Origin of the sequence: Sporosarcina jiandibaonis (assembly GCF_013184495.1) — a bacterium.
Taxonomy (GTDB): Bacteria; Bacillota; Bacilli; order Bacillales_A; family Planococcaceae; genus Sporosarcina; species Sporosarcina jiandibaonis.
In genome coordinates, this window is the sequence record NZ_JAAOIY010000003.1 from 226,143 (window position 1) to 246,820 (window position 20,678).

Sequence of the window (20,678 nt, forward strand, 5' to 3'; positions counted from 1 at the left end):
AACTGTATTCTTCTTTGGGGAAGCTTTTGGGGGAGAAGACCGTCCCCACCGATTGAAGTTTCATTTTATTCATAAACAATACGCGGGGCTTTACGAATGATTACCTCCCAATTAGTTCCCGTTCCGATGCGGTAAGCATCTGCAAAGGAACCTTGGTTGATGGCGATCCCGATATTGTCGAGTGAGTTTACATAGACTAGCGGTTCACCGATATGCAAATCCGCAAACGAACGGCCGTATGTCATGATGTTGTTGTAAATTGTGCGTCCGTCGGTCGATATGGTCACTTCAAAAGAATCTCCATATTGCTCAGCAATTTCTCTGAATTGTTCACGGCTAATATTCGTCCAAAGATTACCGAACGGTCTGTCGATAATATCGACGTTTCCTGTAATGACTTCATCCTCAATCGATGAATTTTTAAGCGGTAATGAAATAATCTCGGTCGGATTGAACGAATATCCGACATTCTCGAAGCTGATTACGCCTGATGCAAGTCGAGCACCCGTGTAAGCGAAAATATCTCGGCCATGGAATGTATGAGATTCACCGGAATTCGGAAGACGGTTTACGGACTCATCAATTTCTCTAACTTCGGTTATTCCGATGAATTGTTTAACATGTGTTAACGTGCCATTATCTGGCGTTATAATATATTGTCCATTCTCAGTTTTAGCGACAACTGCACGACGATCTGAACCAACCCCCGGATCGACAATCGATACAAATACAGTTCCTTCCGGCCAATAGCTAATCGTCTGTAGCAGGCGGTAAGATGCTTCCCATAAATTGTACTGGGGAATTTGATGCGTAATTTCAAAGATTGGGATGCCAGGTTGAACTGTGTTTGCCACCCCGTGCATTGCGCTTACAGCACCATCGCTCTTACCAAAGTCTGATTGAAAAACTAATAAACCTTTTGTCATTTTAAACCACTCCTTGTTGTTATTTACTTTTATAAGTGCTGAACATTCTTGGGGAGTAAAAAGGGAATTAAAAAATCCCGCCCAAATCAATCCTGCGATTGAAAAGGACGAGATCATCTCTCGTGTTACCACCTTTATTCGTTGCTTATTCACGTAAGCAACCTCAACAAGTACAGAATTCTATATTGATGAATTCTAGACTGTGGTTTTGGTAACGGGAACCAACTCCCGCTGACATCTACTTATGCAGTTCGCTGCATGTTCAACTCAGAGCTCAGAGGCCATTGTTCAAATGAAAGATTTTTTGCTTCTTTTCAGCTACCGAAGCTTTCTGTTAAAAAATCGAACATTTTACTTTTCTCTTCAACGCTTTTAAGTATTGATTATTAATTTACACGACATAAATTAGATTGTCAAATGTTTTTGAAGATTTATTATAGAAAGTGTTTTATGATTCGTCCATTTAAGTAGAGGGTGGAGTATGAAGTGTCGCGAGTGATAACATAATAATAATATCCTGATTGTTTCGGGATATTTGCTTGCAAGTCGGTACTTTAGCTCAAGCGATTTCACAATAATGAACAAAAAAGCGTGTCACGAAGTAATCATCGTGACACGCATCTTCATTTTAATCTGTTACTGCTTCAACTTTCTTTTTTCGGAACTTACGTAAAAACTTATAAAACAATCGGTACGAATATCATTTTGAGTAATGTTGAACTTGTCAAACCTCCGATAACCGTAACGCCTAGACCCTTGAAAATAAATTCGCAGAATTGTTTTTCAAGTTTTCACTTCAAGAAAAGAAATGAAATAATCAAACACTAGGGATAACAGCAGTAAAAAGAATTAGATATAGTGTACTTGATGCAATTATAACTATGGAAATACATAGAGCAGTAATAGAAATTCTCTTTGAGTGTTCATTTTTAGTGTTTTTAGCAGACTGTAAGGAACCTATTGAGGATAAAACTCCAATAATGCCAAGAAGTATCCCTGAAGGTGCAAAAATAATAACAAAAATTGAAGCTACTAATGCTATCCCCAAAGAAGCCAAAGAAAATATAATACTCGAATTATAATCTTTCACATTATCCGAATTAAAACCCTCTAGCATATGAAAAACTTCCTCCTCTTTTGAGATCATATTCAATCCAAGGATACATATGTTGGATATCCCAAGGACCCGCGCCAAAACGGAAGTGACCTTGTCTTAAAGTATAATAATTTTGATTGTTATTATAGTAATAACCAGTATTAGTAGTTAGTTTTTCATATTTCCATCCGGGAGCATATACAGAAGGAGTAGAAGTTCTAGTTACACTTGTTATCCGACTACCATTCCATTCCCAGTAAACTTGATACGTAAATCTAAATAAATGTACATCGACTCTACTATATGCATCCTGGTGCCAGGTGACTCTTTTCCAGCTAGTACTATTAGGTGAAATTCCTAATGGTACATTGCCAGAAGCGCTACGATCTAGATGATTCTGATCATATGCAGATGATTCTACTTCGATGCTACTTTTAAAGTAACCAAATTTATATTCTTCTAAACCGTCTAATGATAACTCTTCAGCGGATGAAACACTCGGGATCGAAAGGAATAACAAGAGAGAAAAAATAAATATATAAAATCTTTTCAAAATAAATTCCCCCCCTTTTATAATATTAACGCTTACCTCTATAGTACTAGGAAAGTCTCTTCCTTGTTACTTAATCTTGAGAAATATTAATCGTTACAAAAAAGTCAAAAGGTATACTGTCTAAAAAAGCGTGTCAGACAGTACGCATCTTCATTTTCAATCTGTTTCTACTTCAACTTTCTTTTTTTTGACAGCTAATCGAAATGATTGCTGTCCTTCGCTTTTTATAGTGTTTTGTGGTAATATTTAGCTCTAGTATAGAAGAGGACGTGAAAGTGAATTGATTACAATCAAAGTACCAAATCCTGATATTACAATCGTTCAACGAAAACAAGATGAGAATAGCGATGCACCGAAGATAAAGCCTGTATATGGATTTATTGATCTCCACGAAATTCCGCGTGATAAAGGCGGTCTCATTTTATTTTATAATAATAAAGATGAATTACTATTCGTGGGCAAAGCACGTAAACTTCGTCAACGAGTACGTAAGCATTTTGATGATAATGTCTCGCCGCTTAAGAACCACCGCGATGAAGTAAATAAAATAGAGATTATGTTTGTGGAAGAGCCGATGGAACGCGATATTTTAGAAACGTATATTATCAACACGCAATTTGCGAAATACAATGTAGATAAAGTATATTATAAATAATATAAAAAGCTGATTGCTCTATGCACTCAGCTTTTTTCTACTATATATGAAAAAGGTGACTACATGGACAAGCGTTTAATGAAGATTGTTGACGATATTAGAGGGAAGTTCGGACTCGATGCCTACAAACTAGAAACGTATTCAATTCATAAAGAACGAAATAGTTTAGGGGAAGCGTTTTATAAATTTAATATGGAATTTTTCCCGAATGAGATTTCAGGGGAGATAGAGGAAGATCTAAATCCCGCAGGAACAGCGATTGTTGACTATAATATCCAAAAAGAATTTGTTGAAAGTGTTATTTTTGTAGAAGATAAATCTTTCGCAACAAAATCTCATTTTCCGAATAAAACCGAGGAAGAAGTCGGGAATTGGATTGAGTCAGAAACAGGATTAACATATGGCAACGATTTCGTGATGACAGAAGTTCTTGAAAACGGCTTTCATTTCATTCCGAACATCCGTGACGTTGAAATAACGCCAGTTGGAATGATTGATGTTGAGTTTGATAACGATGGGAAACTGACAACTTATAATTTATTTGATCCAATTCCAACTACTGAAGATCTTGAGTTGGCGGAATTCACATTAACCCTCGAGGAAATTGAACCGATTGTAAGAAAACAACTGCAATTAGTCAATTTTCCAGTAGAAGCCGAAAAGAAATTCGTCCCTGTTTATGCAATGGAAGAGGTCTATGTAACTTTAGACGGATCTCGTGTTATTCCATTCTTAGATCATGAACGAGAAGAAGTGAAAGTGGATGAAGTGATCGAATGGACAGAACCGTTCACTGGAGAATTAGTGCGCGGGCATGTCGATTTAGTTTCGGAAGCTACTGCTGACGAGGCTTTTGAAGGTAAAGGCATTGAAGAAAAACTAGTGGTGACAACGGATCAAATCGAAAAATCTAAAGATGTCGTTCGCGATGTCTTTCGTTCAGAGTTTCCAGAGGAATCGGGCATGTGGAAAATTGATACGCTTCAACGACTTGAACATTTTATAAAAGCAACTTGCAGCATGGATGAAACTGCTACGTCAGTATTCAATCGGCAACTCGTCGTTTTAATCAATCCAGAAACGATGACCTTACTAAATTACGTAGATAACGGGGAAGTGTTCGAGATCTTCGACACATTCGAACCTGCTGAAAAAGCAGTCGTATCTCATGAAGATGCGTTTGAAAAGTTAGTGTCATATATTTCGCTCACACCGACTTATGTATACGATACCGTTACGGAAAAATATATTCTTTGCGGCTTACTCGATGCCGCAGAAGGTGTTAATGCGGTAACAGGGGAGATTGTTCCTTTAACTGATTTTTAATGACAAAACTGGCAACCACTTTTATACGGTGGTTGCCAGTTTTTTTGCCTCGAGCCTTGGAAGTCCGTTACGGGAATAAACCATAGAGCAACGGGAATAAAGTGCCGAGCAACGATCACAACACAGCCCGTACCGGTAATAAACTTTAGGCAGTTTTCGTTACGGGAATAAACCATTGAGCAACGGGAATAAAGTGCCGAGCAACGGTCACAACTTAGCCCGTACCGGTAATAAACTCTTCACACACTACTAGTTCATTTTTCTACATTAACAAATATCCCATCCAAATTAGCTTCTTTGGTAAGTAACCCTGCTTTCATCATCCAGTCCGCAGTGACTTTCCACACTTCTTCATCTTGATCGCCAAATTTGCCACTTGATTTCATCTTCGGAAGTAGGATGGATAGCGATTCTTTCTCCACTTCTTCTATAAGAGGGAAGTTCGCTTTGTCTTGGTGTTTCAACAAGGTAGTCAGTGCTTCATCAGGGTCGTTTTCCATGTCCTCGAACGCTTTTCTAGCCGCACGCCAAAACGCTTCGATATTATCTTGTTCTTTAGCCCAAGTATCATCACTCGTTACGACTAGGAGTTCGTAGAACGAGGGGACCCCGTAATCAGTCGGGTCTATATGTCCAGGACTGTATCCTTCATATTCAAGCATTGGAAATTCGTGATTGATATACATTCCGATTGCCGCATCAGCTTTTTCGGAAACAATCGATGAACTTAATTCGAAGCCGACATCTACCATATTAACAGAGTTGAAATCTGCACCGTCTGTTTCCATCATCGTTTCGACCATTGCTTCATTTAGGGGAATCCCGGTGAACCCAATTGTTTTTCCTTCGAGATCTTTTGGAGTTTTAATGCCGCTCTCTTCTAAAAAGCCGAGGTGATTGAGCGGGGATCGAACGAGTACGCCAACCGATTTCACCGCAATATCTTGTTCCGTTTTCGCGATGATGACATCTGGTTGATACGTGATGCCCATCGTCACTTTCCCAGCGGCGGCTAAGTTAATCGGGTCTGTTGGATTAGCCGGGAACTGAATATCCAGTTCAATTCCTTCCTCTTCGAAATAGCCTTTTTCTTCAGCCACGTAAAGAAAACTATGTACAGCGTTCGGATACCAATCGAGCATAATGCTCACTTTTTCTGTTTCATCCTTATTACAAGCGCTTAATACGAATAAAAGCAAGATGCTTCCTAAAATCACTTTAAGATTTTTCAACTTTTTGTCCTCCAATTTAGCATGCGTTTTTCAATGTAAGCCACACAAACAAATAATAGAATTCCTACAAAAGTTAGAACGAAAATCGGTGCAAATACAGCCGCTCCGTCGAATTGCGTCATCATTCGTCGACTGAAATAACCTAGCCCAGCTTGTGCGCCTAGCCATTCTCCAATTGCTGCACCAATGACGCTCAGGGTTACGGCTACTTTTAATCCTGAAAAGAAGTGGGGAAGTGCAATGGGTACAGAATATTTTAAGAAAACGTCTTTTTTCGTAGCACCCATCGTTAAAAACAATTCCTCAGTTTCCCTTTTTCCGGAGGATAATCCGTCGAAGGCGTTCACTGTAATGGGGAAAAATGTGATTAAAACTGCCACAGCGACTTTGCTCCATATTGTGTAGCCGAGCCAAAGTACGAAAATGGGTGCTAGCGCAATGACTGGCACCATTTGAGATGCAATTAAAATCGGATAGATTGCTCGTTGAACACTAGCATTTTGAGACATCCAAACCGCAATTGCCGTTCCTAAAATGATTGAAAATGTAAGCCCGATGACGATTGACAATAAAGTGACTGGCAAATGGACTAAAAATAGAACATCTTTCAATTCCCAAAGGCGAACTAAAATTTGAACAGGGGATGGGAGGATGAATGCTTTATCAATTAACCTTGCGCTAATTTCCCATAGGGTTAAAAACACAAGTACTATCAATAAAGATGCCGTATTTCTCATAATGTAACCTCACTCCTCAGCGTACTTAGCAATCGCTCTTTCAATTCCAACATGTCAGGGCGATGTAAATCTTTACGCGTTCGTTCTCGTCGTAGTGGAATCGAGATTTCCTCAATAGCGGTCACAGGTTTATTTTTCAATAAAAAAATACGGTCTGAAAGAAACAGTGCTTCATCTACATCATGGGTGATGAATAAAATCGTTGACTTCCTTTTTTGCCATTGATCAAGCAACCATTCCTGCATCGATAATTTCGTGATCGCATCAAGTGCGGAAAAGGGTTCATCGAGTAAAAGAAGTGGATTTCCGGAAAGAACTGCGCGTAAAAAAGCAACGCGCTGTTTCATGCCTCCTGATAACTCGGATGGATATTTATCATCTGTGCCTTCCAACCCGAACTCTTTTAATAATGGTTTGATTTGTTTATAGGCAGTTTGTTTATCAACACCATTAATTTCAAGTGGTAAAAATGCGTTTTCCAAAATCGTTCTCCATGGTAGAAGAAGATCTTGTTGCGGCATATAACCTACTTGTCCAAGCCGTGCACCATTTTTATTCCCTTCAAGTGTAATGTCACCAGCCAATGGCTTATCAAGCCCAGTGACAAGACGGAAGATCGTGCTTTTTCCGGACCCGCTTACACCGATGATTGAAATAAATTCACCTGCACGAACAGAAAAAGATAGTTCGTCCAGTATTTTACTATTTTCATCATAGCCAAACGAAACTTTGTTAAATTCCAACATCAGCAGTTTCAACGCCTGGCCACATTTGTTTGTTGTTCGCCATATCCCAGAACATGTATTCAAATCGTGTTGTGTTTAAAAAGATTTCTTCAAGTTTTTGTAGCTCATGTTCTGGTTTTCCTTCCGCGACTTCATTCATCAAGTCGATGCACCAACCTGCTAGCTCACCGAATTCTTCAGAAGAATACATGCGAATCCAGTCGCCATATAGAGGGTGATCTGCTGCCCCGGGGATCGCATTTAATTCTTTGCCGATTTCCCAATAACTCCAAGCACATGGTAGAACGGCGGCGACAACTTCTGCGAGTGTTCCTTTTTGGCTTACGTGCAACATGTAATGAGTATAAGCAAGGACAATAGGAGAGGGTTTCGCGTTCTCCAGTTCTTCTTCCGAAATGCCGAATCTTGCAGCATATTTGCGGTGAAGTGCCATCTCCGTGTTCAATGTTCCTTCAAGTAAACCAGCAAATTTCCCCATCGTCTCGACATCATCCGCTTTCACGGCACCGATCGCGAATACTTTTGAGTAATCGATTAAGTATAAGTAATCCTGCACCATGTAAAACCGGAAATTTTCTTGATCAACAGTACCATCGCCGATTCCTTTTACAAATGGATGATTATGATTCTGCCTCCAAATTGGTAATGTCTTCTCATGCAAGCGGTCAGTGAATTTCAATTCAAACACTCTCCCTAACAATTTTTCCAATCAAAAAACCCACTCCTTGAAGAAGAAGCGGGTTGTAGACAGTCAAATTTAATCGCCGAAAATAGACGGGTAGAATTTATTCGTCAGCACCTCTTCCTTACGCCAGCATTATCTGGTTCAAGTTGAAGGGTTAGGCATTCGCCAGTCTCAGCTCTTTTCGAGCACCCCTAGTGGTGGATCTTATGAAATTGGATTCTATTAAGTATAAGCATATAGAAATTGGGAGGTCAAGTTATTGGTTGGTAATAGGAAGAAAGGTAGAAGGAATAACAGTTTTACTGTAAAGTAGTAAGAAAGCGTTATAAAGGGGGATGTAAGCTATGAAATTTTTCCATACGGCGGATTGGCATTTAGGCAAGCTCGTTCAAGGAGTTTATATGACTGACGAACAACGGTTTATATTAAATCAATTCATCGAGGCGATTGAAATAGAAAAGCCCGATGCGATTGTTATCGCAGGAGATTTATATGACCGAGCTGTTCCTCCAACTGAAGCGGTGGCATTGCTTGATGAAGTACTTGAGAAAATTGTGATGGACATGAAAATTCCTGCCATTGCAATTGGCGGAAATCACGATAGCCCTGGTCGCCTTCATTTCGGAAGTAGTCTTATGCAGAAGAATGGGTACTTTATTGCCGGACAAGTGTCGAAAAAAATTGAACCAGTTGTACTACAAGACGAATTCGGCGAAGTCCATTTTCACCTTGTGCCGTTTGCAGATCCATCCGTGATTAAACATCTTCATGGGGATGAAACAATTTCAAATCACCAAGATGCAATGAAGAAAATCACCGGAGGCATTTGTGAGAAGATGGATGACAAAGCGCGTCATGTATTTGTTGGACATGCTTTTGTCACGCCGCACGGTGAAAGTGAAGAAAATACGAGTGATTCAGAACGACCCATCGCCATCGGAGGAGCGGAATACGTTTCAGCGCAATTGTTTGAGATGTTCCATTACACGGCGCTCGGCCATTTGCACCAAGCCCACTATGTGTTGAATGAAACCATTCGTTACGCAGGATCGCCGCTTAAATATTCAATTTCAGAAGAGCATCATAATAAAGGTTTTTTCATCGTTGAATTAGATGGTGAAGGAAATGCGACTGTTGAAAAACGTGAATTGATTCCCAACAGGGATATGCGAACTGTTGAAGGAACAATTGAAGAAATACTGAAACATCCAATCAGCGAGGATTACGTTTTTGTGAAACTTCTTGACGAGACGCCTGTTTTATTTCCAATGGAAAAGATTCGTTCGGTTTATCCAAATGCGATGCATGTTGAACGGAAGATGTTAATGCCGAAAACGAGTATTGATCGAGAGACAAAAACAGAACACGGTAAGAAGGATGATATCCAACTATTTACCGGATTTTATAAAGAAATGATGAATGAACCGGTCGATGAAGAAACGAAAAACTTATTTGAAGAAGTTCTATATGAAGTCATGAACCGGGAGGAGGGGTGACATTGAAACCAGTTAAATTGACCATGACGGCGTTTGGACCGTATAAAGGAACCGAAACAGTCGATTTCAGAGAACTTGAGGACAATCGATTATTCGTGATTTCCGGCGCGACAGGTTCGGGAAAAACAACAATATTTGATGGCATTTGTTTTGCGTTATATGGGCAAGCAAGCGGAGAAGATCGGACGGATATACGTGCGATGCGAAGCGACTTTGCAGAAAGTGATACACAAACGACAGTCGAATTAACATTTGAAATACACAATCGAACGTATCGGATCATGCGGCAAATTCCGTATGTGAAGGATGGAAATAAGACCGAAACACCGGCTAGTTGCGAGTTTTATGAACAAACCGAGAACGGAGAAATTCCGATGGTCGATCGGCAAATCGTTTCCGAAATCAATAAAAAAGCAGAAGAATTAATCGGATTTACACAAGCGCAGTTCAGTCAAATCGTCATGTTGCCCCAAGGAGAATTCAGGAAATTTCTTACTTCCGATACAGAAAATAAAGAAACGATTATGCGCAAAATATTCAGGACGGAGCCTTACCGAGAAGTTGTTGAACGACTAAAAGGAAAACAACAGGAAGCGAAGGCAATGTTGCTGTCTGAAGAACAAAAAAGAAACAGTTTCATAGAACAAATCCCTTCATTGTTACCAGAACGAGATTCCGCAATTTTTGAAGTGTTAAGGACAGACTACCATAATGCAAATCAGATTGTAGACGGACTAGAAGAAGAGTTACAGTATTACAAAGAAAAAACGGTTCATGATCAAAATTTATATGTCGCAGCTAATAAAAATCATGCGAAAATGCTGGAGCAATACCATAAAGCAAAAAATGTTAATGATCAATTTGTTGAATTGGAAAAGAGAAAGCAACGCTACGAGGAGCTTACAAAACAAATTCCGGTTCTTGAAAAGAAATCAAAACATCTCGGCGATGCGGAGCGTGCGGCTTCTATTGAGCAAATCGAAGTGCAGTACGCGGAGTTGAAAAATGAAGTTGCTGAGAAGACCAATCACCTCAGAAAAGCATCTGAGCAAGTTCAAATTCTCTCAGAAAAACTAGTGAAAATCGAAAATCAGTATCATGCCGAAGAAGCGAAAAAACCTGAACGAGAAAAAATAACAGAAAGCTTGATTCGTCTAAATGATACACTTCCTAAGGTGACGGAATTAGCTTCAAAAGAAAAAGCACTTTCGGTTAGCAAGAAGGAACATGACATAATCCAACTCAAATTAAATGAAACCGTTGAAAAAGCAACCAGTGAAATCGAAAAAGTAACTCAATATAAAAATAGCGTTGAAGAATTAGAAAAAAAGCTCATTACGTATGATGAAAAAGTGGATTTGCTGACTAGCACTACTGAAAAATGCCGTGTCATTGATGAGTTCATTGCACTGAAAGAGCAGGCATCTAAGCTTGAAAAAGAGAAAAGTCAACATGAAGTCTCCTATGAAGCCTACCGTAATAAATACGATGAAATGGCGCAAGATTGGTTGAATAATGAAGCGGCAACATTGGCTGAAATGCTTCACGACGGCGAAGATTGTCCTGTGTGCGGAAGCAAGGACCATCCGAAGAAAGCGCATCGCGGTGAAATTGCCGTGACAAAAGATGAGCTTGAAGCGGCAAATAAACAATTAGCAAAAATTGAAAGCGACTACCGGACTGCCGATGCAAACTACCAAAGTGTCTTTAACCAGTTAACGAGAAAAACTGAAGAGCTTGTTCGCTTTGAACTTGAAGCTGAATCGATTAACGAGTCAAGCATTCAATTGCATGAATTGAAAAGTCATTTGGAAGAAGAAGTAAAAGAACTTCGTGAAGCTCGAAATCAGCTTTCAAAATTCAAGGAGAAATTATCCACTCAAAGTATAGCAACCGATGAACTCTTATTAGCTAAAAACGAATTAGAGCGGGCATTTCTTGAAAGCAGTGCGTCCCTTGAAACAAAACAAGCGATTTTCAATCATACTTTGAATACAATTCCAGAAGATGTTCGAGAGCTGAATGTGTTGGAACAAAGAATCCACGCGCTTAATACGAAGAAAAGTGAAATGGATCGCGCATGGGAAGCCATTCAAAAACTGCGTGAAGAAGGACGAGATCAATTATCTTCAAGTAAATCTGCTGAACTTCATGCAAAAACGTCTTTATCTGAGGCTGAAGAAAAGAAAGTCAACGCTAAGAAAAGGTTTCTTGAAGCACTAGACAAGTCTGAATTTCCGACCGAAGAGGCTTATCAAGCGGCTAAACTTGATGAGTCTTCTCGCACGATATTGAAAAATGAAATTGATAACTTCAAACAACAGTATTACGCTGTACGAGAAGCAATGAAAGAATTAACTAAACATCTTGAAGGGCTAGAAAAGACGGATTTAAATGAGATAGAAAAAACATTGATCGATTTAAAAATTGCCTATGAAACGGCCTATAAAGAGTATAATCGTTCATTGGATTTTGAAAAAACGATTACGAGATTGAAAGATAATATTTACGAATCAACGATTAAAATAGCTAATCTTGACAAAACATATGGTAAAGTTTCGAATCTTTACGACGTTGTTCGAGGCCATAACAGTTTGCGATTATCATTCGAACGTTATATTCAAATAGAATATTTGGAGCAAATTATTCAATCTGCAAATGAAAGACTGAGAGAAATGTCAAATGGCCAGTTCCAATTAATTCGCAGCGATCGCCAGGAAGTCCGGGGGAGACAAAGCGGATTGGGTCTTGATGTATATGATGCATATACGGGACAAACGCGTGACGTGAAAACACTATCCGGGGGAGAGAAATTTAACGCTTCCTTATGTTTAGCGCTTGGCATGGCGGATGTTATTCAAAGTTTCCAAGGCGCGGTTTCTATCGATACGATGTTTATCGATGAAGGTTTCGGTTCTTTAGATGAAGAGTCATTGAATAAAGCGATTGATACATTGATCGATTTGCAAAAATCGGGGCGTGTCATCGGTGTAATTTCACATGTTGAAGAATTAAAAGCAGCATTCCCGGCAATTCTTGAAGTTCGAAAATCTAGAGAAGGCCATAGTAATACGAGATTTTTATTAAAATAACTTAAAAATTAAAAAGCCTATTTACAGCCATAAACAGCTGTAAATGGGCTTTTTTTGTCGATTATTAATGGATAGGAGAAAATTGGTATATATTAATTTACACTAACATATTGAATTTTTTCACAAAGGGGAGTAATATTGAAAACAGCGATATATTGCATATGGCAAGCTGCACAACTTAGGAGGAACAGACATCATGCAAACAAAACTGAAATTTTCATCATATCTTCTTATTGGCGTCATGTTATTCGCATTATTCTTTGGCGCAGGGAATCTAATATTTCCAGCCGAACTTGGACAATATGCTGGGGAAAATCTTTGGCCGGCTATAATTGGATTTTTAATTACAGGTGTAGGGCTGCCTTTCCTCGGAATTCTTGCGATGGGGTTCTCGGGAAGTCGTAATTTACAAGACTTAGCGAGTAGAGTCCATCCGCTTTATGCAGTCATATTCACATCACTTTTATATTTAACAATCGGACCATTTTTTGCAGCTCCGCGTACAGGCGCGGTTGCATTTGATATTGCCATTGCACCTTTTATAAGTGAAGGTAATTTGAAATTTGCATTATTCATATTTACATTATTGTTTTTTGGAATTACTTTATGGTTATCTCTAAATCCAGCAAAAATCGTTGATCGCATAGGTAAATATCTTTCTCCGGGAATCATAATTTTACTTCTTGTCATGCTGGTAATGGTTATTGTGAAACCGATGGGTGCTATCGGATCGCCGCAGGACGCTTATGTTAGCGGGCCGTTTATGAAGGGTTTCACGGAAGGTTATAATACGATGGATGCGCTGGCGTCTCTGGTATTCGGAATCATAGTTATAAACGCGATCCGGGCGATGGGCGTTACGAATAAAAGAGAGATACTTATGGCTACGGCAAAATCCGGTGCAGTTGCGACAGCTTTCCTTGCGATTCTTTATGTTGGAATAGCATACTTGGGAGCAACGAGTACTCAAGTTCTTGGATTAATGGAAAATGGGGGACCTGTATTAAGCGGTGCATCAACGCATTATATGGGGACATTTGGCTCTGTCATGCTTGGCGTGATCATTCTTCTTGCGTGTTTAACGACAAGTATTGGGTTGATTACGGCCTGTGGTGAATACTTCCATATGCTTATCCCTAAAATTAGTTATAAAGTGTTTGTGTCATTTTTCACGACATTTTGTCTCGTGGTTGCGAATTTTGGATTGACGAATATTATTACGTATTCCATTCCAGTATTGATGTTCCTTTATCCACTTGCAGTAGTTTTAATGCTACTGACGTTTACATCGTCATTGTTTAATCATTCGCGCGTCGTGTATATTGCGGCGACTGCTGTCGCATTCATGATTAGTGTCATTGACGGATTAAAAACGCTTTGTGCGTTATTGGAGATAGAAAATTTCGGTTGGATGAATCCGATTATTAAATTCTATAAGGAAGTATTGCCGCTTTATGATGAAGGATTAGGTTGGTTGCTGCCAGTCTTGGCGATTATGATTGTTACTGGAGTGCTTGTTCGTTTAGTTAGAACCTCTACGGTGCATGCACAATAAACTCAAATAAAAGTCTGAGAGGATATTTCCTATATGCCTCTCAGACTTTTTATTTTTTAGGAGGGGAGATTTACTGTAAACTAACAATTCTTTATTCAACTATTGCAATTTAATCGATCGGTTGATCTCCGTTCCGGGAGGACGAGCGCCGCCTTCCACTCCAATCAACTAATTTCACTAAACAGATGAAGTTTATTAGATGTCTATAACTAGTCTCAGTTTTTATGCGGGCAGAAGGTCCCGACTTGCAAGCAAAACCCTTTGAATGCAAGCAAATTATAAAAAACTGTATAATTAAAAAAGCCGTCTATAATAGGCGGCTTTTACTTCATTTACTGAAATTACAAAGGAAAATTCTTAGATTGTTACATTATTACTCTCAAACAATAGAGAACTCAATAGACTTCCAGGAATATACCAGCGAAGGCGCTTTACATGTCATCTATAAAGGGCGGAAAAGATACAGTTCAATCTTTCCCTAGCGCCGCAGCGTTATTAATGGAGTATTCTTAGTACAGCCTATTAAGTTTTCAGTGCCCACTTCACGTATCCCGATTTCATTCAGCATTCAACAAACGAAATTTTTCGATCGCGCGTAACCAGTTTTTTCGCATTAGTGTTGAAACACTCTCTACATCCCGTTCTCTCATTAATTTAATAATGTCATTATGTTCATCGATTGAACTGCTGGTTAAGACAATCGAATTATGGAAGAATAGTCTTCGAACATGGGCTTGGAGCGAGTCTACTATTGAAAAAATATATGGATTGTCTGCTGCGTCAACGATGATTTGATGGAACTCTTCGTCGATTTTCAACGCAGAAAAGTAATCCTCTGACTCAATTACTTCAGCAAAACGGCTATTTGTATCTTCGAGTAATGTTAATTGCTCTTCAGTCAGATTAGGGATGGCAAGTTCCGCAGATAATGCTTGTAGTGCAGCAAGGGGAGGGAGAAGATCGGTAATCGATTCTTTCTTGACCTCTGTTACTTGCGTCGCTTTCCCCGGGAACATTTCCACGAAACCTTGTGTTTCTAATAGTTGCAGTGATTCGCGGACGGGCGTCCTGCTAATTCCTAATGCTTTCGCAAGTTCGGTATCATAAAGTTTTTCACCCGGATGCAATGTCCCGTCAATAATCCACTGTTGAATTTGGTTAAAGGCGGTTTCTTTCGCTGTCTTCCGTTTCGGTTTTGAGTAATCAGAAGGTATCGGCATTTTTTATCACCATCCTGTTTTAAGGCATTTCTTATAGTATACATGTAAAATAGTCGAACTATCTACCTATTTGGCATTAATCCTCTTTTATCAATCAAAATCGAATGACCATTTACGAGTTCAATCTCCAACGGACATGTTTCACTAAACTTATCGGAAAAGTACCATCTTCTATTCGGTGGAACAAGAATTATATAGGTATCATCCTTTCCTAAAAAGTTCAGTGAGTCCGGATCAATCGGGTTATTGTTACGGCTATTTACGCCGATGTCTGTCAGGTTTAATGCAATCTCCGATACATAGGGAGTCGTTATGCTCATTTCACTAATATTCATCAAAGAATTGGGTGTAAAATCGCCGGCGCCGCTCTTCGTTCTTCGCCCAATAAACTCAACAACATTTCCAACAGGATCGTCAAAGTAAATTGCATCAGCATCAAAACTCTTATAATAAATTTCATCGTTACCGTCCTCGAGATTCAACTCGACCCGGGCTTGTAACCATTTTTTCGCTTCGGTAATTTGAGTGCCGGGAATATTGATAGCAAAATGATAGGCAGCGGGTAGGGGACTCTCTTTAAAAGTTAAAGCAGAACTTCCAATTTGTAATGTGAAACTGTCAATCCCTTCGTCAATCAAAGGCATCTCCAAAATGTTTTGATAGAAACCTTTCAATTCGTTTAATCGATTCGTCTGCAATTTTACAGCTTTAAAGATAATAATCACCTCTTGAATTTTTGAGTAAGTTGCGGGTATCTTTTATTCGAAAAATAATAAAATGCATAACCTATCATGCTTCCCAAAGTATTCAGCCATAAATCATCGATATCGCTACTCCGTACTTGAGAAAGCTGTGTAGCTTCTATAAACAGCGAAGTCGCTAATCCAATCAAAGCCGCTTTCCAAAACCGGTTAAACTTGCCCCATAATAATGGGACAAGAAATCCGATTGGCATGAAAATGCAGATGTTTCCCAAAAAGTTGATGATAAATGGCTGCCAGTAATTAAGTTCAGTGATGGCGTAGTAATTATCTTGGAAAACTCGAAAGGGGACAAGGTTTATATTTGAAAACGAACGAGTTACAACAGGTCCGGTATAAAAACGGGTCATGATTGTTTGAGAAAATAAAGCGATCATGAACAAACAAAAAATAACGACGCCCACTTCATGATATAGATTAGGCTTTTCAAAATTGCGGATTTTATTATAGATTAGGCGGTAAATAATAATACCGGGCAGTGCAATCATCATGTAAGGAAGCATATCCTGAATATACCCTAAAATTGCAGTCAAAAGGTTCACCTAACTCTTTTTTAGACATGATTATCTGCTTGCTTTGAAATTATATAAAGGTTTAATAACCTCTAATACGTCGACGGTATCCCCAATATGTTTTAAGATATCATCCATTTTTTTGTAGGCGAAAGGGGATTCATCAATCGTTGACTTTGTGACCGATGTGCTCCAGACATCTTTCATTGTATTTTCAAAATCTGCTAAATTCACTTCACGTCTAGCTTGTGAACGGCTCATAATCCTGCCGGCGCCGTGCGGACCAGAATAGTTCCAATCCGGGTTTCCTTTACCGCGACAAATTAGTGATCCATCACGCATATTCATCGGGATAATGACAATTTCTCCTTCTTGTGCAGAAATAGCGCCTTTTCGTAGAATCATATTCTCGATGTCGACATAATTATGGATTGTATCGAATTCGGAAACCGTATTCCAATCCATGCCTCTCATAATGACCTCCGCCATCGTTTTTCGGTTCACTGCTGCGTATTGCTGAGCTATATTCACGTCATGTAAATAATTCTGCATATTTTCGCCTTCAAGATAAGCCATGTCTCTTGTTACATTCGGATTTTGATTGGTATCAATCGCCACTTGTTGATAGTGATCCGATATTTGTTTGCCAGGATTGCGGCTGCCTGAATGAATGACTAAGTAAACGCTGTCGTCTTCACCCTCATTCAATTCAATAAAGTGATTTCCTCCGCCAAGCGTACCAATGCTTCCTCGCGCTCTTCCTTCATTAATAGGCGCAATAATTTCGTCGTAAGGAATTTCTGAAGCATTGCGATGCGCTTTTCTTCGGATATTCATCCCGCTCGGTACATTTTGACGAATAACTTTATCTAGTTTATTGAAATCGATTTCTTCTTTTGTTACATCCAATTTAATGCATATCATTCCGCACCCAAGATCGATCCCTACAAAGTTCGGCACAATTTTATCTTTAATCGTCATCGTCGTTCCGATTGTGCATCCTTTTCCGGCATGCAGATCGGGCATCATTCGTATTTTTGCGTCTTGTAGAAATTCTTGATTGCATAAATCATAAACTTGTTGTTTCGCACTGTCCTCAATTTCATCTGTATAAACAATCGCTGTATTATGTCTTCCTTTGATTTCAATCATTGATAAACCCTCTTTCATTAGATTTGTCTTTTGTATTTCAATGAAATATCTTGATCTTCCATTGTAGTTCCGTAAGCAAGTTCTTCGTGATGAAAGATAAATCCGCGTGCTTCATAAAAAGGAATGCCGTAATGATTTCCTTTTGCGACAGCAACCCATTGTTCAGTAGCCCCGTATGAATGTTTTTGCACTTTGGTGAAAAAGTTGAGTAATCGTGTGCCGATTCCTGAACCACGATACTCCGGATTCATATAAAAAACGTAAATTTCACCAGCTGTACTATTAATCATACCACCTCCGATGACACCGATGACCTTACCGGCTATTTCGGCCAGGAAATAACCGCTCCATTTATCGCTAATTGATCTGATTTCATTCTTGATTCTTTGTTCATTGTAATATTGGTCGATCAAGTTTTGGAGATAGCTTTTTGAATAAAGATGACTGTACGTAAACCATTGACTATCGACTAATACCGACATGACGGCTTTAGCGTCTTTTAAAGTTGCTTGTCGAATTACTAGATTAACCATGTATTTTCATCGTCTCCCCCTTGTAATACTACGGCAGATATTTGTAACTAGAAAAATGGTGTTCTGTAATACGCCTGTAATTTGGGACTGTTAGTATGAACCTAGACTAAAAAGCTAGGAGATGAAGTTTTTGAAAAAGATTTTTACAATGTTTGTTGTTTCAGCAGGATTAGTGACAACATTTGGTGCGAGTGAAAGCTCAGCGCATTCCTCAACATATACAATTGAAAAAGGTGATACATTATCCGAAATTGCCGTTTCGCATAATGTGAGCGTAGGTGACTTAAAGGAATGGAATAACTTAAAGTCAACAGTCATCTATCCAAACCAAAAGCTTACCATTTCGGAAGCAAAAGAATATACGGTTCAAAAAGGTGATTCGTTATATAAAATTGCTAAAATACATAACGTTTCGATAGCTGATTTAATGGCAAAGAATAATTTGACATCAACCGTTATTTTCCCGAACCAAAAGTTTATAGTTGAATCAACGAAAACATCAACTGCGCAAGTTACAAAAACATCAGTTGCAAAACCAGCAATTACGAAAGCGAGTAAAAAAGTTGAAACACCATCCCGTTCAACTTCGGAAAATGCAGTAAAAGAATTTACCGTAACAGCAACTGCCTATACAGCTTATTGTAACGGATGTATAGGAATTACGAAAACAGGTATTAATTTGAGAGAGAATCCAGACTTAAAAGTAATCGCGGTCGATCCAACGGTTATCAAGCTTGGAACTAAAGTCCATGTAGAAGGATATGGCTATGCGATCGCTGGAGATATCGGCGGTGCCATCAAAGGAAATAAAATCGATGTTTTCATCCCGACAAAAAGTGAAGCGCTTAACTGGGGACGTAAACAAGTTAAAATAAAGATTCTTGATTAATTAATAGAAAAGCTTGTTAGCCATTATTGGTTAACAAGCTTTTTTTGCTGTTAGCCATATTTTACTATTAATTAACTAAAATATTGTTGCAATTATGAATACAAACAACTACAATTTCATAGAATAGTTGTTTTTTTAATTATCGAAACATATAGTGGGAGAAGTGCATTTCTTTTCTGTAATCAAAATGATATGCTTGTAATAATCGAGATAATCCTTTCGGAAAAGTGGTGAAAGAATGGATAAACGTAGTCATATGTTAATCCTTGTAGTACTTATTGGGGTACCGTTATTTATATGGATTCAATTTTTTGAAGTGCCGAACAAAGTTAAAATCGGTGAAGAAAAAATGCAACAGGATCCTTTAACACATAACTTCGAAAAAGTAACCTCATTTGAAAACCCTTATATGGGTGATGCATCGAATATGGGGGGGCTATTTAGTGCCTTGCCGTTAAATAACTATAGAGGTCCATTAGAAATGGATGCGGAAAAGTTTTCAGTTATCGTTGAATATAATTTAGACGTAGATGTGTCGACAGAAACGGTTAAGCAAGCAGTAGTTTATAACACGACAGCTGCCTTTACACTGATCGGAAATTTGCAGGAGATAAAATTGCTATTTGGTGATGAATCATATATTGTGACACGTGAGAACGTTGAAAAGTGGTTTGGCACGACATTGGTGGATTTTAAAGATCCGAAAATATTCAAGGAAAAAGTTCAACAAAAATTAACCGATGATATTAATAAATGGGTATCGGCTTATACGGAAGGGGAATAATTTGTGGATGTCGTTATTGTAACAGGAGCATCAAAAGGTATTGGCTATGAACTTTCAAAGCAATTGCAAGCGTTAGGGAAGAAAGTGATCGGGATTGCCCGAACTGTTGATCAAAATGCTTCAAATTTTGTAACTGCAGATCTAGCAAAGACAAGCCTTCTTGAGGGTATTTTGACTTCGATTATTGATGAAAATGTTGAGATTGCTACATCCTTTACACTCATTAATAATGCTGGCATTGTAGATCCGATCGGATTGGTTGGAAATGTACAAGCAGTGGATATCGAAAAATCGATTGCTGTTAATTTAACTGCGCCGATCATTCTCTCAAATACGTTTATTGAAAAGTTGCGAGATGTGCATATACCGAAACGAATCGTTAATATTTCGTCTGGAGCTGGACGGAAAACATACGAAGGATGGGGCGCATATTGTACAACGAAAGCGGGGCTCGATCATTTTTCAAGGGTTGTTGCAATGGAACAAGCTAATGCAAAGTACCCAGTAGACATCGTTTCAATCGCTCCGGGTATTATTGACACAGGTATGCAGGAAATAATTCGTTCAAGTGATGAAGGGGATTTTCCGCTTCTTGACCGGTTCATTACATACAAAGAACAAGGAGCACTAAGCAGCGCAAAAGAGACAGCCGAAAAACTCATCGCAGTCCTGAAACATGAAGATTTCAAAGCAATTGGTCCGATTGCAGACGTGCGCAATTTATAAAA

General features: G+C 38.9%; 20 protein-coding genes, 1 riboswitch and 1 other annotated feature. Of the genes, 9 read left to right on the top strand and 11 right to left on the bottom strand.

Features of this window, described 5'->3' with window-relative positions; all coding sequences use genetic code 11:
• Nucleotides 1-65 precede the first annotated feature (65 nt).
• On the bottom strand, nucleotides 66-926 hold the full coding sequence (locus G8782_RS10890; protein WP_172371002.1) for an SAM hydrolase/SAM-dependent halogenase family protein: 861 nt from the start codon (nucleotides 924-926) through the stop codon (nucleotides 66-68).
• Between the two features lie 100 nt (nucleotides 927-1,026).
• Nucleotides 1,027-1,302: a binding site (T-box leader), on the bottom strand.
• A 505-nt stretch (nucleotides 1,303-1,807) separates the two neighbouring features.
• On the opposite strand from G8782_RS10890, the gene G8782_RS10895 reads away from it, so the two are divergent.
• Nucleotides 1,808-2,008 carry a hypothetical protein gene (locus tag G8782_RS10895; protein ID WP_172371004.1) on the top strand — a complete coding sequence of 67 codons (201 nt, stop codon included), beginning with the start codon at nucleotides 1,808-1,810 and terminating at the stop codon, nucleotides 2,006-2,008.
• A gap of 18 nt (nucleotides 2,009-2,026) precedes the next feature.
• Here G8782_RS10895 and G8782_RS10900 read toward each other — a convergent pair whose 3' ends face one another.
• The gene (locus tag G8782_RS10900; protein ID WP_172371006.1) at nucleotides 2,027-2,575 is read right to left on the bottom strand and encodes a hypothetical protein; all 549 of its coding nucleotides are present in this window, start codon (nucleotides 2,573-2,575) and stop codon (nucleotides 2,027-2,029) included.
• A gap of 280 nt (nucleotides 2,576-2,855) precedes the next feature.
• On the opposite strand from G8782_RS10900, the gene G8782_RS10905 reads away from it, so the two are divergent.
• A complete protein-coding gene (locus G8782_RS10905; protein ID WP_172371008.1) occupies nucleotides 2,856-3,230 on the top strand; it encodes a nucleotide excision repair endonuclease in 375 nt (124 codons plus the stop codon).
• Between the two features lie 63 nt (nucleotides 3,231-3,293).
• A complete protein-coding gene (locus tag G8782_RS10910) occupies nucleotides 3,294-4,556 on the top strand; it encodes a hypothetical protein (RefSeq protein ID WP_172371010.1) in 1,263 nt (420 codons plus the stop codon).
• A gap of 254 nt (nucleotides 4,557-4,810) precedes the next feature.
• Here G8782_RS10910 and G8782_RS10915 read toward each other — a convergent pair whose 3' ends face one another.
• From G8782_RS10915 to tenA, 4 genes are read right to left on the bottom strand one after another with little or no spacing between them, the layout of a single operon-like run.
• Complete coding sequence (locus G8782_RS10915) at nucleotides 4,811-5,788, bottom strand: ABC transporter substrate-binding protein (protein ID WP_246231639.1); 978 nt, start codon at nucleotides 5,786-5,788, stop codon at nucleotides 4,811-4,813.
• A complete protein-coding gene (locus G8782_RS10920) occupies nucleotides 5,785-6,525 on the bottom strand; it encodes an ABC transporter permease (protein ID WP_172371012.1) in 741 nt (246 codons plus the stop codon). The genes G8782_RS10915 and G8782_RS10920 overlap by 4 nt, the downstream gene beginning before the upstream one ends.
• Nucleotides 6,522-7,271, bottom strand: a complete 750-nt coding sequence (locus tag G8782_RS10925; RefSeq protein WP_172371228.1) for an ABC transporter ATP-binding protein — start codon at nucleotides 7,269-7,271, stop codon at nucleotides 6,522-6,524. The genes G8782_RS10920 and G8782_RS10925 overlap by 4 nt, the downstream gene beginning before the upstream one ends.
• A complete protein-coding gene (gene tenA / locus G8782_RS10930) occupies nucleotides 7,258-7,950 on the bottom strand; it encodes a thiaminase II (protein ID WP_172371226.1) in 693 nt (230 codons plus the stop codon). The genes G8782_RS10925 and tenA overlap by 14 nt, the downstream gene beginning before the upstream one ends.
• Before the next feature lie 107 nt (nucleotides 7,951-8,057).
• Nucleotides 8,058-8,159: riboswitch (TPP riboswitch) on the bottom strand.
• A 141-nt stretch (nucleotides 8,160-8,300) separates the two neighbouring features.
• Here tenA and G8782_RS10935 point away from each other — a divergent pair.
• The 3 genes from G8782_RS10935 (at nucleotide 8,301) to brnQ (ending at nucleotide 14,099) form a co-directional block, all read left to right on the top strand.
• Nucleotides 8,301-9,452, top strand: coding sequence for an exonuclease SbcCD subunit D (locus tag G8782_RS10935; RefSeq protein ID WP_172371014.1), 1,152 nt, complete (start codon nucleotides 8,301-8,303; stop codon nucleotides 9,450-9,452).
• A 2-nt stretch (nucleotides 9,453-9,454) separates the two neighbouring features.
• Entirely contained in the window at nucleotides 9,455-12,544 is a 3,090-nt protein-coding gene (locus tag G8782_RS10940) for an AAA family ATPase (RefSeq protein ID WP_172371016.1), read from the top strand.
• A gap of 196 nt (nucleotides 12,545-12,740) precedes the next feature.
• Nucleotides 12,741-14,099, top strand: coding sequence for a branched-chain amino acid transport system II carrier protein (brnQ, locus tag G8782_RS10945; RefSeq protein ID WP_172371018.1), 1,359 nt, complete (start codon nucleotides 12,741-12,743; stop codon nucleotides 14,097-14,099).
• 557 nt (nucleotides 14,100-14,656) lie between these two features.
• On the opposite strand, the gene G8782_RS10950 is transcribed toward brnQ, so the two are convergent.
• The 5 genes from G8782_RS10950 to G8782_RS10970 all read right to left on the bottom strand — a co-directional run bounded on the left by G8782_RS10950 (nucleotide 14,657) and on the right by G8782_RS10970 (nucleotide 18,277).
• Complete coding sequence (locus G8782_RS10950; RefSeq protein WP_172371020.1) at nucleotides 14,657-15,319, bottom strand: GntR family transcriptional regulator; 663 nt, start codon at nucleotides 15,317-15,319, stop codon at nucleotides 14,657-14,659.
• Nucleotides 15,320-15,381: 62 nt separating this feature from the next.
• Complete coding sequence (locus tag G8782_RS10955) at nucleotides 15,382-16,017, bottom strand: glyoxalase (RefSeq protein ID WP_172371022.1); 636 nt, start codon at nucleotides 16,015-16,017, stop codon at nucleotides 15,382-15,384.
• A gap of 23 nt (nucleotides 16,018-16,040) precedes the next feature.
• Entirely contained in the window at nucleotides 16,041-16,613 is a 573-nt protein-coding gene (locus G8782_RS10960; protein WP_172371023.1) for a VanZ family protein, read from the bottom strand.
• A gap of 30 nt (nucleotides 16,614-16,643) precedes the next feature.
• Nucleotides 16,644-17,744, bottom strand: a complete 1,101-nt coding sequence (locus tag G8782_RS10965; protein ID WP_172371025.1) for an RtcB family protein — start codon at nucleotides 17,742-17,744, stop codon at nucleotides 16,644-16,646.
• A 17-nt stretch (nucleotides 17,745-17,761) separates the two neighbouring features.
• Nucleotides 17,762-18,277, bottom strand: a complete 516-nt coding sequence (locus G8782_RS10970) for a GNAT family N-acetyltransferase (RefSeq protein ID WP_246231640.1) — start codon at nucleotides 18,275-18,277, stop codon at nucleotides 17,762-17,764.
• A 130-nt stretch (nucleotides 18,278-18,407) separates the two neighbouring features.
• On the opposite strand from G8782_RS10970, the gene G8782_RS10975 reads away from it, so the two are divergent.
• From G8782_RS10975 to G8782_RS10985, 3 genes are all read left to right on the top strand, one after another.
• Nucleotides 18,408-19,166 (top strand): LysM peptidoglycan-binding and 3D domain-containing protein, encoded by a 759-nt coding sequence (locus G8782_RS10975; RefSeq protein WP_246231641.1) that lies wholly within the window; start codon nucleotides 18,408-18,410, stop codon nucleotides 19,164-19,166.
• Between the two features lie 238 nt (nucleotides 19,167-19,404).
• Nucleotides 19,405-19,950, top strand: coding sequence for a DUF4825 domain-containing protein (locus G8782_RS10980; RefSeq protein WP_172371029.1), 546 nt, complete (start codon nucleotides 19,405-19,407; stop codon nucleotides 19,948-19,950).
• Between the two features lie 3 nt (nucleotides 19,951-19,953).
• Nucleotides 19,954-20,676, top strand: a complete 723-nt coding sequence (locus G8782_RS10985; RefSeq protein ID WP_172371031.1) for an SDR family NAD(P)-dependent oxidoreductase — start codon at nucleotides 19,954-19,956, stop codon at nucleotides 20,674-20,676.
• The last annotated feature ends 2 nt before the right edge of the window (nucleotides 20,677-20,678 follow it).

Bases quoted from the DNA above. Each gene is read 5' to 3' on its own strand.
- G8782_RS10890 (WP_172371002.1), bottom strand. From the start codon at position 926: ATGACAAAAGGTTTATTAGTTTTTCAATCAGACTTTGGTAAGAGCGAT.
- G8782_RS10895 (WP_172371004.1), top strand. From the start codon at position 1,808: ATGGAAATACATAGAGCAGTAATAGAAATTCTCTTTGAGTGTTCATTT.
- G8782_RS10910 (WP_172371010.1), top strand. From the start codon at position 3,294: ATGGACAAGCGTTTAATGAAGATTGTTGACGATATTAGAGGGAAGTTC.
- G8782_RS10920 (WP_172371012.1), bottom strand. From the start codon at position 6,525: ATGAGAAATACGGCATCTTTATTGATAGTACTTGTGTTTTTAACCCTA.
- G8782_RS10925 (WP_172371228.1), bottom strand. From the start codon at position 7,271: ATGTTGGAATTTAACAAAGTTTCGTTTGGCTATGATGAAAATAGTAAA.
- G8782_RS10935 (WP_172371014.1), top strand. From the start codon at position 8,301: ATGAAATTTTTCCATACGGCGGATTGGCATTTAGGCAAGCTCGTTCAA.
- brnQ (WP_172371018.1), top strand. From the start codon at position 12,741: ATGCAAACAAAACTGAAATTTTCATCATATCTTCTTATTGGCGTCATG.
- G8782_RS10950 (WP_172371020.1), bottom strand. From the start codon at position 15,319: ATGCCGATACCTTCTGATTACTCAAAACCGAAACGGAAGACAGCGAAA.
- G8782_RS10965 (WP_172371025.1), bottom strand. From the start codon at position 17,744: ATGATTGAAATCAAAGGAAGACATAATACAGCGATTGTTTATACAGAT.
- G8782_RS10970 (WP_246231640.1), bottom strand. From the start codon at position 18,277: ATGGTTAATCTAGTAATTCGACAAGCAACTTTAAAAGACGCTAAAGCC.
- G8782_RS10980 (WP_172371029.1), top strand. From the start codon at position 19,405: ATGGATAAACGTAGTCATATGTTAATCCTTGTAGTACTTATTGGGGTA.